Below are 13,324 nucleotides of genomic sequence, written 5' to 3'. Positions count from 1 at the left end.
CGCCCCCGGAGGGTGCCGCCTCCGCGTCGGGCGATCCGCGCGCGCCCCGGACCCCGGTGCTCGGCACCCCGACGCGGTCGACGGAGCCGCCGGTGGGCACCCCGCCCCCGGGCTCCGTGCCGTCCCCCGACGCGGTCCCGGTCCACCGCGAGCCGCCCCCGACGACCGCGGCGATCGCCCTGTCCGGGCTGCCCGGTCGCCGGCAGCCCGACGTGCCGACGCCGCTGCCGTCCGGCGGGCGCGACACCGACCCCGAGTGGTACCGCACCGCCGTGTTCTACGAGGTCATGCTGCGCACGTTCGCGGACTCCTCGGGCAACGGCAGCGGTGACCTGCCCGGCCTCATCCAGCGTCTCGACTACCTGCAGTGGCTGGGCGTCGACTGCCTGTGGCTGCCGCCGTTCTACCCCTCGCCCATGCGCGACGGCGGGTACGACGTGTCGGACTACACCGCGGTGGCCCCGCAGTACGGGACGCTCGACGACTTCCGCATGCTCGTCATCGAGTGCCACCGGCGCGGCATGCGGATCGTCGTCGACCTGGTGATGAACCACACCAGCGACCAGCACCCGTGGTTCCAGGCCTCCCGCTCCGACCCGGACGGCCCGTACGGGGACTTCTACGTGTGGAGCGACGACAACACCCGCTACCACGACGCCCGCATCATCTTCGTGGACACCGAGACGTCGAACTGGACGTTCGACCCCGTGCGGCGCCAGTACTTCTGGCACCGGTTCTTCAGCCACCAGCCGGACCTGAACTTCGAGAACCCGCGCGTGGTCGACGCGATGATGGACGTCGCGCGGTTCTGGCTGCACCTCGGGGTGGACGGCTTCCGCCTGGACGCCGTGCCGTACCTCTTCGAGGCCGAGGGCACCAACTGCGAGAACCTGCCGGAGACGCACGAGTTCCTGCGCAAGGTCCGCCGGATGATCGACGAGGAGTTCCCGGGCCGCATCATGCTGGCCGAGGCGAACCAGTGGCCCGAGGACGTGGTGCACTACTTCGGCACCGACGAGGAGCCGGAGTGCCACATGTGCTTCCACTTCCCCGTCATGCCGCGCATCTACTACGCGCTGCGCGACCAGCGGGCCACCCAGATCGTCGACATCCTCGCGGACACCCCGCCGATCCCGGCGAGCGGGCAGTGGAGCACGTTCCTGCGCAACCACGACGAGCTGACGCTCGAGATGGTCTCCACCGAGGAGCGCGCGTCGATGTACGGCTGGTACGCACCGGACTCGCGGATGCGCGCCAACATCGGCATCCGCCGCCGGCTCGCGCCGCTGCTCGACAACTCCCGCAAGGAGATCGAGCTGGCGCACGCGCTGCTGCTGTCGCTGCCGGGCAGCCCGTGCCTGTACTACGGCGACGAGATCGGCATGGGTGACAACATCTGGCTCGCGGACCGTGACGCGGTGCGCACGCCGATGCAGTGGACGCCGGACCGCAACGCCGGGTTCTCCACCGCGGACCCCGGCAAGCTCTACCTGCCGCTGGTGCAGTCGCTCGTCTACCACTACGGCAACGTCAACGTGGAGTCGCAGCTGGCGCAGCCGACGTCCCTGCTGCACTGGGTGCACGGCATGCTGGCGGTCCGCCGGCAGCACCGTGCGCTGGGTCTCGGCACGTTCGACGTCGTGTCCTGCGACAACGAGGCGGTGCTGACGTTCCTGCGCCGCACGGAGGACGAGACGATCCTCGTGGTGGCCAACCTGGCGGCGACGGCCCGCGCGGCGACGGTGACGCTCCCCGAGCACACCGGCTGGTCCGCCCGCGACGTGTTCGGCGGGTCGCACTTCCCCGACGTGCGCGACGACGGGACCCTCACGTTCACTCTCGGGTCGCGCGAGTTCTACTGGCTGGAGCTGACGGCGCCGTGATCCTCGACGCACGTGCCCCCGACGACGTCGACCACGAGCTGGTGGGGCTGCTGCACGCGTGGCTGCCGCACCGCCGCTGGTACCCCGCGAAGGGGTCCGCCGCGCGGCTGTCTCCGGTGGGTGCGGTGCATCTGGCCGACGACGTGCGGGTCCTGCTCGTGCGGGTCGACGCGGCCGGCCGGGACGTGCTGCTGCAGGTCCCGCTGGTGCTGCTGCCCGGGGCGGCGCCCGTCGGGACCGACCGCGCCTCGGTCGTCGGGGAGGTCGGCGGCCGGACGGTGCTGGACGCGACGGGGGACGCCCGGTTCCTGCGGGCCTGGCTCGCGGGGGCGGACGGGCCGGGGGCCGAGGTCGACGTGACGGGCGCGCGGGTGGTGACCGGCGAGCAGTCGAACACCTCGGTCGTGCTGCCCGCGCCGGACGGCACCCCGGTGGGGATGCTCAAGGTGCTGCGCGCGGTCGCCGCGGGCGAGAACCCGGACATCGACGTGCCGCGGCGGCTGGTGGAGGCGGGGTGGGACGGTGTCCCGGCCCCTCTGGCGTGGTCGCAGGCGCGGTGGCCCGGTCCGGACGGCGACCCCGTGGTCGGCTACCTGGGTGTCCTGAGCGCGTTCGTGCCGGGTGCGCAGGACGGGTTCGAGCTGGCGTGCGCGTGGGCGTCCGAGGGGCGAGCGTTCGGCGGTCCGGCGACGGAGCTGGGCACGACCGTCGCGGGGATGCACGCGGCGCTGGTGCGGGCGTTCGGGGCGGATCCCGACCCCGCCGGCGGGGAGGCGCTGGCGCGGTCCCTGCGCGAGCGGTTCGCGTGGGCCGTCGATGCCGTGCCGTCGCTCGCCGACCGGGAGCCGGCGGTCGCGGCCGTGGCCGCGGAGGTGGCCGCCCTGCCCGCGACGCCGGCGCGGCAGCGTGTGCACGGCGACCTGCACCTGGGGCAGGTGCTGCGCTCGGCGGGCCGCTGGTTCGTCATCGACTTCGAGGGTGAGCCGCTGGCGCCGTTGGCCGCCCGCGTCCTGCCGGACCTCGCGCTGCGGGACGTCGCAGGCCTGCTGCGGTCGTTCGACTACGCCGCGGCGGTCGGGGGCCTGAGCGGCGCACCCGCGGCCGCGTGGACCGCGGACGCCCGGGCGGCCCTGCTCGCGGGCTACGGCGTGACGGACGACCCGACCAGCACGCTGCTGCTGCGCGCGCTCGAGCTCGACAAGACGCTCTACGAGGCCGTGTACGAGGCGCGCAACCGCCCCACCTGGGCGCCGATCCCCGAGGCCGGGCTGGACCGCCTGCTCGGCTGACGGCGACGGCGTCAGGCGACGCCGGAGCCCGCGGGCAGCTCGGTCATCGTGTCGACGACCATCCGCAGCCCCGCCTGCCGGGGAGCCAGCTCCGCCTGCAGCACCAGCGCGGCACCGCCCAGGGCGGCGGCCTCGGACGCCTGCGAGGAGATCGTGACGCGCACCGGGTGCGTGGCACGGGCGAAGAACCCGTCGGCGAGGCGCTGCTGGACGACCGGCAGGTAGAGCGAACCGGCCTGGGCGAACGACGCCCCCGTGAGGACCAGCAGGTCGAGGTCGAGCACGTTGGCGAGCACCTGCGCGGCAGCGGCCAGGTACCGGGCCGACTCCCGCAGCAGCCGCGCGGGCTCCTCCTCGCCGCGTGCCGCCGCCCGGGCCAGGGCCGCGAAGTCCTCGGGCACGCTGCGACCCGGCAGCGCGATGCCGGCCTCGGTGGCCCGCGCCACCACGGCGGCAGGCCCGGCGAGCACCTCGATGCACCCGCGCGAGCCGCACCAGCACGGCGGCCCGTCGACGTCGACGCACACGTGCCCGATCTCGCCCGTGTTCGACGACCGGCCGCGGTACACCGTCCCGTCGACGATGATCCCCGCCCCGATGCCCGTGCCCATGTACAGCGCGGCGCACACCGCCCCGGTGGGCACACCGCCGGACCAGTACTCCCCCAGCGCGGCGGCCGTCGCGTCGTTGTCGAGCAGGACGGGCAGCCCGACCGCGTCCTCGATCGCGTGGGCCAGCGGGAAGTCGGCCCAGTGCTGCATGACGGGCGGCGCCAGCGTCATGCCGGTGGTGGTCGACAGCGGACCGGGCGACACGACGCCGACGCCGAGCAGCCGGTCCCCGTCCACGCCGACGCGCGCGGTGGTGGCCGCGACCTCGGCCGCGATGCGCCCGACCACGTCCCGCGGGTCGTCGGACCCGGCACCCGGGCGCCGCCACCGCGCCACGACCTGGCCGCCGAGGTTCGCGATCACGTACGTGATGCCGGCGTGGTCCAGGTGGACGCCGACGGCGTAGCCCGCGTCGGGGTCGAGCTGCAGCAGCATCCGGGGCTTGCCGCCGGTGGACTCGGCGCGGCCGGCCTCGACCACCAGACCCTCGTCGAGGAGGCGCCGGACGACGGTCGAGACCGTCGCGGCCGTCAGGCCGGTGGCGCGCGTCAGCTCGACGCGGCTGATGGTGCCGGCCGCGCGGATGACGTCGAGGATCGCGCTGCGACTGCCGGTGCGGGGGCCGGGCGTGCCTGCGTTCACACTCCTGCTCCCGTCGCCGTGCGGCCGCCGGACTGCGACCTGACCGAGCCTAGCCACCCCTCGGCGCCTGCGAGCGACGGCGGGGCCGCGGCGTCCGGGTGAGCCCACGCCGCTGGCGGGGCACCGGCGCGCGACCCCGCGCGCCGGTGCACCCGGCCCGGTCAGTCCACGCGGGTGGCGCGCACCAGGACGAGGCGCTCCGGCGAGAGGTGAGGGGCCCGCACCCCGACCTGCTCGAGGACCCGGCCCGTCGCGCGGACGCCCTGCGGCGTCCACCACGGGGCCTTCCAGCCGTGGGTGATGGCGTCGCCCGGCGCCTGGGGCCGCACGTGGTACGTCGCGTCGGGGTCGAGGCCGGGCAGCGGCACGGCGTTCGCCGGCATCTGCGCGGACGACGCCACCGCGGCGACGGCGAACAGGGCGTCGGAACCGTCCTGGGCGACCACCCCGTGCACCTCGAACGCCGGGTCCGGCAGGTCGGCGTGCACGCTGACCCCGGTGTGCAGCAGGCCGCGCACGTCCTTGTACAGCGCGACCCAGGCCGCCAGCTCCGCGCGCTGCGCGTCGTCGGCCTCCCGCAGGTCCCACTCGATGCCCAGGTGGCCGAACAGCGCGGTGCCGGCCCGGAAGCCGAGCGTCGCGCTGCGGCCCGTGCTGTGGGCCGTCCCGGAGCCGATGTGCGCACCGATGAGCTCCAGCGGGATGAGCAGGTTGGTCCACGGCTGGATGGCGCGGCGCTCGAGCGCGTCGATGCAGTCGGACCCCCAGACCCGGTCGGTGCGCTGGAGGATCTCCAGGTCGACCCGGGCACCGCCGGAGGAGCACGACTCGATCTCGACGCGCGGGTGGCGCGCGCGCAGCGCGTCGAGGAGCCGGTAGACGGCCAGCGTCTGCCCGTGCACGCCGGGCACGCCGTCGGGTCCGTGGCCGGCGTCGACGAGGTCGCGGTTGTGGTCCCACTTGAGGTACGCGATGTCGTGCTCGCTCAGCAGCGCGTCGAGCCGCCCGAGGATGTGGTCGAACACCTCGGGGCGCGCGAGGTCGAGCACCTGCTGCCACCGCGCGGCGCCGGGCAGACGGTCGGGCAGGCGCAGCATCCAGTCGGGGTGGGCGCGCGCGAGGTCGGAGTCGGGGTTGACCATCTCCGGCTCGACCCAGAGCCCGAACTGCATCCCCAGCCCGGTCACGTGCTCGATGAGCGGGTGCAGCCCGTCGGGCCACACCTCGTCGGACACGTACCAGTCGCCGAGTCCCCGGTGGTCGTCGCGGCGCGAGCCGAACCACCCGTCGTCCAGGACGAAGCGCTCCGCCCCGACGGCTGCCGCCGCGTCCGCCAGCTCGACGAGCCGACCGAGGTCGTGCTGGAAGTAGACGGCCTCCCACGTGTTGAGCGTGACCGGGCGCGGGCTGCGGGGGTGCTGCGGGCGGGCGCGGAGCCAGGTGTGGAACCGCGAGGCGAGGGAGTCCAGCCCCTGCTCGCCGTACGCGCCGTAGACCCACGGGCTCGTGGAGGACTGGCCGGGCTGCAGCCGGACCTCGCCGGGTGCCAGCAGCTCGCCGCCGCCCAGCAGACCGGGGTGGTAGTGCGTGCGCTCCGCGAGGCTGCGGTGGTTCCCGGACCAGGCGACGTGCCAGCCCCACGCCTCGCCGCGGCGGTGCGCCAGGTCCTCGGTCCCGGCGACGAGGACGTACGGGGTGTCGAACCCGGTGCGTCCGCGGCGGTTCTCGCGCAGCCGGGTGCCGTGCGTGAACTCCGTGCGGATCGGTGACCGCTCGCGCGCCCAGTGCCCGCCGAAGTCGAGCAGCGTGGTCGCGCGGACCGGCACCGGCAGGGTGAGCAGCAGCCCGCCGAGCTCGTAGACGTCGTCCCCCGTGTTGGTCAGCGTGGCGCGCTGGCGGACGAGACCTTGCGGTGTGAGCTCGAGCACGAGCTCGAGCTCCAGCGCGGTGGCCGGGTCGGTGGCGGGCACCACGAGCACGGCACCGCCGTCGCCCGAGCGGGTCAGCTGCGGGATCCCGACGTGGAAGTCCGGTGACCAGGCGCGGCCGGCGCGCGAGCCGGTCAGGCCCGGGGTGCCGAGCCAGCCGTCCGCCTGCAGCGGCAGGACGCCGGGCACCACGCCGCCGTCCACGGGGAAGCCCATGAGTGCCGGGCGCCCGGCGAGCCGCAGGTCCGCGAGCGCGTCGGCGTCGAGGGGGCCGAGATCGGCGCCCCAGTGCAGCACGCGCGGCAGGCCGGCGAGGTCGAGCACGAGGCTGACGCCCGCGGCGCGCAGGTGCAGCAGCTCGTCGGGTCGTCCGGGTGGCTGCCCGCCCCCCGGGTGGTTCGTCGTCGGGGTCGTCTCGTCGTCGGGACGCTGTGGCACCGCTCACCTCCGTTGTGATCGCGCCCACCCTATGTCGTTGACTTACTTATTTCAGTTGCCTAACAATGGGTCCGGCTCCCCGGTCGACGTCGACCTGCCGCGCGCCGACGCGCGGCCACCGGAGCGCCGGACCGGGAGCCCGCACATGACCGACGACGTCCTCGCCGAGGGCTGGACCCTCACGGCCGACCCCGCCACGCTGCCCTCCGGGCTGCCGGCCACGCTCGCCGCCCGGCTCGGGTCCGGGGTCCCCGCCCGCGTGCCCGGCACGACGCACACCGACCTCCTCGCAGCCGGCCTCGTCCCCGACCCGTACGTCGACCGCAACGAGCTCGAGGTCGCCTGGATGAAGCGGGTGGACTGGTCGTACGCCCGGCCGCTCGACGTCGCGCCGGCCGCCGCCGACGAGCGGGTCGACCTGGTCCTCGAGGGCGTCGACACCGTCGCCACCGTGCGCCTGGGCGACGCCGTCCTGGCGCGCACGGCCAACCAGCACCGCACCTACCGGGTCGACCTGCGCGACCACCTGCGCCCGGGGCCGCAGGTGCTGCGGGTGGACCTGACGGCCGCGCTCACGTACGCCGAGGCGGAGGCCGCGCGGCTGGGACCCCGGCCCATGGCGTACGCGCAGCCGTTCAACATGGTCCGCAAGATGGCCTGCTCCTTCGGCTGGGACTGGGGACCCGACCTGCAGACGGCCGGCCTGTGGCGCCCCGTACGCGTCCAGCGGTGGCGCGTCGCGCGGCTGGCCGGCGTACGCCCGCTGGTCACCGTGGAGCCCGACGGCACGGGCGTCGTCGAGGTCGTGGTCGACGTCGAGCGGTCGGGGCTCGCGGGCGGCGAGGTGCCGCTGGTCGTGACGGCGCACGTGGCCGGCGCCGAGGGCGTCGCCGAGGTCCGTACCGGCGCCACCACCGGCACCGTGCGCCTCGAGGTGCCGCACGCCCCGCTGTGGTGGCCCGTCGGCCACGGCGCCCAGCCGCTGCACGACCTGCGCGTCGAGCTGAGGGCCGGCGACCCCGCGGCCCCCGCGGGCCCCCGGGGCACCGGCCCGCTCCTCGGCGCGTGGTCCCGCCGCATCGGGTTCCGCACCGTCGAGCTCGACACCCTCCCCGACGACCACGGGGCGGGGTTCACCCTGCGGGTCAACGGGCGCGCGGTGTTCGTCCGCGGCGCCAACTGGATCCCCGACGACCACCTGCTGACGCGCATCACGCGCGACCGGCTCGCCGGACGGCTCGACCAGGCGCTGGGTGCCCACCTCAACCTGCTGCGCGTCTGGGGCGGCGGGATCTACGAGTCCGAGGACTTCTACGAGCTGTGCGACGAGCGCGGGCTGCTGGTCTGGCAGGACTTCCTGCTCGCGTGCGCCGCGTACCCCGAGGAGTCGCCGCTGCGCGAGGAGGTCGAGGCCGAGGCCCGTGAGCACGTCGCCCGCCTGACGCCGCACCCGTCGCTGGTGCTGTGGAACGGCGGCAACGAGAACCTGTGGGGGTTCCGCGACTGGGGCTGGGAGCCCGAGCTCGACGGACGCACCTGGGGGTACGCGTACACGACGGACGTGCTGCCGGCCGTGGTGGCCGAGCTCGACCCGACCCGACCGTACGTCGCGAACAGCCCCACCTCCCCCGGCTACGACATCCGCGACGTGCACCCCAACGACCCGGACCACGGCTCCCACCACCAGTGGGACGTCTGGAACCGGGTCGACTACACGGTGTACCGCGACGAGGTCCCCCGGTTCTGCTCGGAGTTCGGGTTCCAGGGCCCGCCGACGTGGGCGACGCTGCAGCGCGCCGTCCGCGCCGAGGACGGCTCGGTGGCCGGCAAGGAGCACCCCACCTTCCTGCTGCACCAGAAGGCCGAGGACGGCAACGGCAAGCTCGACCGTGGCATGGCACCGCACCTGGGTGTCCCGTCCGACCTGGACGACTGGCTGTGGGCCGGTCAGCTCAACCAGGCACGGGCGGTGCGGTTCGCGATCGAGCACCACCGTTCCTGGTGGCCCGTCACCGCCGGGTCCGTCGTGTGGCAGCTCAACGACTGCTGGCCCGTGACGTCGTGGGCGGCGGTCGACGGTGACGGACGCCCCAAGCCCTTGTGGTGGGCGCTGCGTGCGGCGTTCGCCGAACGCCTGGTGACCGTGCAGCCGCGCGACGGCCGCGAGTCCCTCGTCGTCGTCAACGACACCCCGGTCCTGTGGAAGGCGACGGCCGTGCTGGAGCGTCAGACCCTCGGCGGCGACGTGCTGGCCCGCGCGGAGGTGCCGCTGACCGTCGGCGCGTGGTCCGTGGGCACCTTCCCCGTCGCGGCCGACCTGCGGACGCCGGACGATCCGTCGGCCGAGGTCCTGGTCGTGTCGCTCGACCGCCGTCGCGCCGTGCACACCTGGGTCGAGGACGTCGACCTCGCCCTCGACCCGGCACCGTTCGACGCGCGCGTGCACCCCGTGCAGGACGGGTACGCGGTCGAGGTGACGGCGCGCTCGCTCGTGCGTGACCTCACGCTGCTGGTCGACCGCCTGGACCCCGCCGCGAGCGTCGACGAGGCGCTGGTGACGTTGCCGGCCGGCGCCCGCGCGACGTTCCGCGTCCGCACGGCCGCCACCCTGGACCCCGCCGCGCTCGTCGCCGCACCGGTGCTGCGCAGCGCGAACGACGTCGTGGTGGCGACCCGCGCACCGGGGGCGTGACCGCACCACGCGCCCGGAGTGTCACGGACCGCCCCGGGACAGGGCCGGCCGGTACGCTGACCGCCGTGGGCGCAGACGCGATCGGGTTGGTGCTCGCGCGTCCCGCGCGGATGCTGGGGTTCGAGCCGTTCTTCATGGAGCTGATCGGCGGCATCGAGGAGACGCTCTCGTCGGACGACCGCTCGCTGCTGCTCCACGTCGTCCCCGACCACCACGCGGAGATCGCCGCCTACCGCCGCTGGGGCCAGGGCGACCTGGTCGACGCGGTGGTGCTGGTCGACCTCGTCGTCGACGACCCACGCCTGGCGGTGCTCGGCGAGCTCGGGATCCCGACCGTGGTCGTCGGGGGCCCGGAACGGTCGCTGCCCGGGGTCGCCCACGTGTGGATCGACAACGCCCAGGCCATGCGCGACGCGGTCGCCTACCTGGTCGGCCTGGGGCACCGGACGGTCGGGCGGGTGTCCGGGCCGGCGGCTCTGGCACACACGCGCTCGCGCACGGAGGCGTTCCTCGACGAGTGCGCCCGGCGCGGGGCACGGGGCGCGGTCGTCGAGGCCGACTACGGCCAGGAGTCCGGCACCCGGGCGACCCGTGCTCTCCTGGGCCGCAACGACCCGCCGTCGGCCGTCGTGTACGACAACGACGTGATGGCGGTCGCCGGGCTGGGCGTCGCGAACGAGCTGGGGCTCGGGGTGCCGTCCGACGTCTCCCTGCTCGCCTGGGACGACTCGCCGCTGTGCCGGTTGTCGCACCCGCCGCTGTCCGCGATGAGCCTCGACGTGCACGCCATGGGCGTCCAGGTCGGGGACGCCGTGCTCGACCTCCTGGCGTCGGGGCGGCCGACCACGTCGACCGCTCCCCTGCCGCGCCTCGTCGCGCGCGGCAGCACGGCACGGCGCGTGCGTGCGGGGAGCGACGGTCCGACGCTCGGGTGACGACGCGACCCCTCACCACCTGCGGCGACGCCTCCGGGGTGGTTGGGTAGGGACATGACTGCGGCTGCGACGTCCCCCGTGCCCGTCGACCACGACACCCTGCGCGCCGTGGCAGCGGGCTCCTTCTACGACCCCCACGCGGTCCTGGGTCCGCACGTCGGCGACGGCACCGTCACGGTCCGCACGCTGCGCCCCCTCGCGGACCGCGTCGTGGTCGTCACGGCGGACGCCCGCGTCGAGGCGCAGCACGAGCTGGACGGCGTCTGGTACGCCCTGCTGCCCGGCACGACCGTGCCCGACTACCGCCTCGAGGTCACCTACGCGGACTGGACGGCCGTGGTCGACGACCCGTACCGGTTCCTCCCGACGGTGCAGGAGCTCGACCGCTACCTGGTGCGCGAGGGCCGCCACGAGCAGCTCTGGCAGGTCCTGGGCGCCAACGTCCGCACCTACGACGGCGAGCTCGGCCCGGTCCGCGGCACGTCGTTCGCCGTCTGGGCGCCGAACGCGCGTGCGGTGCGTGTCGTCGGCGACTTCAACCACTGGCAGGGCGCCACCCACGCCATGCGCTCGCTCGGTGACAGCGGCATCTGGGAGCTGTACGCGCCGGGCGTCGACGCCGGCGCCCGGTACAAGTTCGAGATCCTCGGGGCGGACGGGTCGTGGCGCCAGAAGGCGGACCCGATGGCGAAGGGCACCGAGGTGCCGCCCGCCACCGCCTCCGTCGTCGTCGAGACCTCGTACTCGTGGTCCGACGACTCGTGGATGACCGCCCGGGCGCAGCGCGACCCGCACGCGGGTCCGATGAGCGTCTACGAGGTCCACCTCGGGTCGTGGCGCCAGGGCCTGTCGTACCGGGACCTGGCGCACCAGCTCACGGAGTACGTGCTGGAGATGGGCTTCACCCACGTCGAGATGCTGCCGGTCGCGGAGCACCCGTTCGGCGGCTCGTGGGGCTACCAGGTGTCGTCGTACTACGCCCCCACCGCGCGGTTCGGGCACCCCGACGACTTCCGGTACCTCGTGGACTGCCTGCACCGCGCCGGCATCGGCGTCATCGTCGACTGGGTGCCCGCGCACTTCCCGAAGGACGAGTGGTCGCTCGCCCACTTCGACGGCACGGCGCTGTACGAGCACCCGGACCCGCTGCTCGGTGAGCACCCGGACTGGGGCACGTACGTCTTCAACTTCGGACGCCCCGAGGTGCGCAACTTCCTCGTCGCGAACGCGACGTACTGGCTCGAGGAGTTCCACGTCGACGGCCTGCGTGTCGACGCCGTCGCGTCGATGCTCTACCTCGACTACTCGCGGCAGCCGGGCCAGTGGCGTCCCAACGCGTACGGCGGCCGGGAGAATCTCGAGGCGATCTCGTTCCTGCAGGAGACCAACGCGACGGCGTACCGCCGCACCCCCGGCATCATGATGATCGCCGAGGAGTCGACGGCGTGGCCGGGCGTCACGGCGCCGACGTCCGCACAGGGCCTGGGCTTCGGCCTGAAGTGGAACATGGGCTGGATGAACGACACCTTGCGCTACCTGCGTGAGGAGCCGATCAACCGCCGTTACCACCACCACGAGATCACGTTCTCGATGGTGTACGCCTACTCCGAGCACTTCGTGCTGCCCATCAGCCACGACGAGGTGGTGCACGGCAAGGGCTCGCTCTACGGGCGCATGCCGGGCGACCACTGGCAGAAGCTCGCGGGCGTCCGCGCCCTCCTCACGTACCAGTGGACGCATCCGGGCAAGCAGCTGCTGTTCATGGGCCAGGAGTTCGCGCAGCAGGGTGAGTGGGCGGAGTCCCGCTCCCTCGACTGGTACAGCCTCGACGACGACGCGCACCGTGGGGTGCAGCGGAGCCTGCGTGACCTCAACGAGGTCTACCGCCGGACGCCCGCACTCTGGCAGCTCGACCACACCCCGGACGGCTTCGCGTGGCTGGCGTCCGACGAGGCCGACCTCAACCTGCTGGCCTACGCCCGGTACGGCGTGGACGCTCCCCCGGTGGTCGTGGTCGTCAACTTCGCGGGCGTTCCCCACGAGGGGTGGCGCGTCCCGCTGCCCGCGGGAGGCACGTGGCGGGAGGCGTTCAACTCGGACGCCCAGATCTACGGCGGGTCCGGTGTCGGCAACCTGGGCGCGATCGCTGCCGAGCCGGTCGAGCACTACGGACGCGCGTGGTCGGCCTCGATCCGGGTGCCTCCGCTCGGCGCCGTGATCTTCGTCCTCGACGAGGACGGGACGCCGACGACCGCCTGAGCTGGTCCCCGGCCCCGAACGCGCCGGGATGTCCGCACGGACGCTCCTGTGCCCCCGCCGAGACCTGTCGGCGGAGGCACGGCCGTCTCCGCGGATTGCGGGTTCCCGTGCGCGCCGGCCCTTCGTCACGGGGTCGGCCAGCGGCTGGGCGCGTCTGGAGGGCCCGCGTGAGCCCGGTGGTGACCGCCGGGCGGGAGCCTCGGACCTGCGTCGGGCCACCATCCCCGGTGGAGCGCAAGGGGCGCTGGCACCGCGCCTGCGCGCCGCCGACGTCGACTGCCGGGCCGCCGGTTGCCGCAGGATCCGGGAACGACGAAAGGCCCACCCCGGTCAGGGGTGGGCCTTTCGTTGAATGATTGTCCGGCGGCGTCCTACTCTCCCACACCCTGGCGGGTGCAGTACCATCGGCGCTGAAGGGCTTAGCTTCCGGGTTCGGAATGGGACCGGGCGTTTCCCCTTCGCTATGACCGCCGTAACTCTGTCGAGATGTCAACGGGAATGAACCGTTGGTTTCTCGGGAACCGCACAGTGGACGCGTAGCAATGAATGAAGTTAGTCAAGTTGTCGGCTTATTAGTACCGGTCAGCTGCGGCAGTCGTTAGTCCTGCCTTCCACATCCGGCCTATCTACCCAGTGGTCTAGCTGGG

7 protein-coding genes and 1 rRNA gene are annotated in these 13,324 nt (G+C 74.0%); 5 read left to right on the top strand and 3 right to left on the bottom strand.

All coding sequences use genetic code 11. The features are described from left to right. Positions 1-92 precede the first annotated feature (92 nt). On the top strand, positions 93-1,883 hold the full coding sequence (gene treS, locus BMZ16_RS12890; RefSeq protein ID WP_255366641.1) for a maltose alpha-D-glucosyltransferase: 1,791 nt from the start codon (positions 93-95) through the stop codon (positions 1,881-1,883). Beyond that, positions 1,880-3,172 carry a maltokinase N-terminal cap-like domain-containing protein gene (locus BMZ16_RS12885; protein ID WP_089801167.1) on the top strand — a complete coding sequence of 431 codons (1,293 nt, stop codon included), beginning with the start codon at positions 1,880-1,882 and terminating at the stop codon, positions 3,170-3,172. The genes treS and BMZ16_RS12885 overlap by 4 nt, the downstream gene beginning before the upstream one ends. Before the next feature lie 11 nt (positions 3,173-3,183). Here BMZ16_RS12885 and BMZ16_RS12880 read toward each other — a convergent pair whose 3' ends face one another. Next, positions 3,184-4,425, bottom strand: coding sequence for an ROK family transcriptional regulator (locus tag BMZ16_RS12880; RefSeq protein WP_089801165.1), 1,242 nt, complete (start codon positions 4,423-4,425; stop codon positions 3,184-3,186). A 161-nt stretch (positions 4,426-4,586) separates the two neighbouring features. After that, complete coding sequence (locus tag BMZ16_RS12875) at positions 4,587-6,791, bottom strand: alpha-galactosidase (RefSeq protein WP_089801163.1); 2,205 nt, start codon at positions 6,789-6,791, stop codon at positions 4,587-4,589. Positions 6,792-6,936: 145 nt separating this feature from the next. Between BMZ16_RS12875 and BMZ16_RS12870 the strand changes: the two genes are divergently transcribed. The 3 genes from BMZ16_RS12870 (at position 6,937) to glgB (ending at position 12,677) form a co-directional block, all read left to right on the top strand. Continuing rightward, complete coding sequence (locus tag BMZ16_RS12870) at positions 6,937-9,483, top strand: glycoside hydrolase family 2 protein (protein ID WP_089801161.1); 2,547 nt, start codon at positions 6,937-6,939, stop codon at positions 9,481-9,483. A 65-nt stretch (positions 9,484-9,548) separates the two neighbouring features. After that, positions 9,549-10,418 carry a LacI family DNA-binding transcriptional regulator gene (locus BMZ16_RS12865; RefSeq protein ID WP_255366640.1) on the top strand — a complete coding sequence of 290 codons (870 nt, stop codon included), beginning with the start codon at positions 9,549-9,551 and terminating at the stop codon, positions 10,416-10,418. Between the two features lie 54 nt (positions 10,419-10,472). Beyond that, positions 10,473-12,677: a 1,4-alpha-glucan branching protein GlgB gene (gene glgB, locus BMZ16_RS12860; RefSeq protein WP_089801159.1), complete on the top strand. Its 2,205-nt coding sequence runs from the start codon at positions 10,473-10,475 to the stop codon at positions 12,675-12,677. Between the two features lie 358 nt (positions 12,678-13,035). Here the strand turns inward: glgB and rrf are convergent. Then, positions 13,036-13,152, bottom strand: a 5S ribosomal RNA gene (gene rrf / locus BMZ16_RS12855). Positions 13,153-13,324 lie beyond the last annotated feature (172 nt).

Origin of the sequence: Cellulomonas sp. KH9 (genome assembly GCF_900114185.1) — a bacterium.
Classification (GTDB): domain Bacteria; phylum Actinomycetota; class Actinomycetes; order Actinomycetales; family Cellulomonadaceae; genus Cellulomonas.
This window is presented reverse-complemented; position numbering and strand designations above follow the sequence as displayed.

Bases quoted from the DNA above. Each gene is read 5' to 3' on its own strand.
- glgB (WP_089801159.1), top strand. From the start codon at position 10,473: ATGACTGCGGCTGCGACGTCCCCCGTGCCCGTCGACCACGACACCCTG.
- BMZ16_RS12870 (WP_089801161.1), top strand. From the start codon at position 6,937: ATGACCGACGACGTCCTCGCCGAGGGCTGGACCCTCACGGCCGACCCC.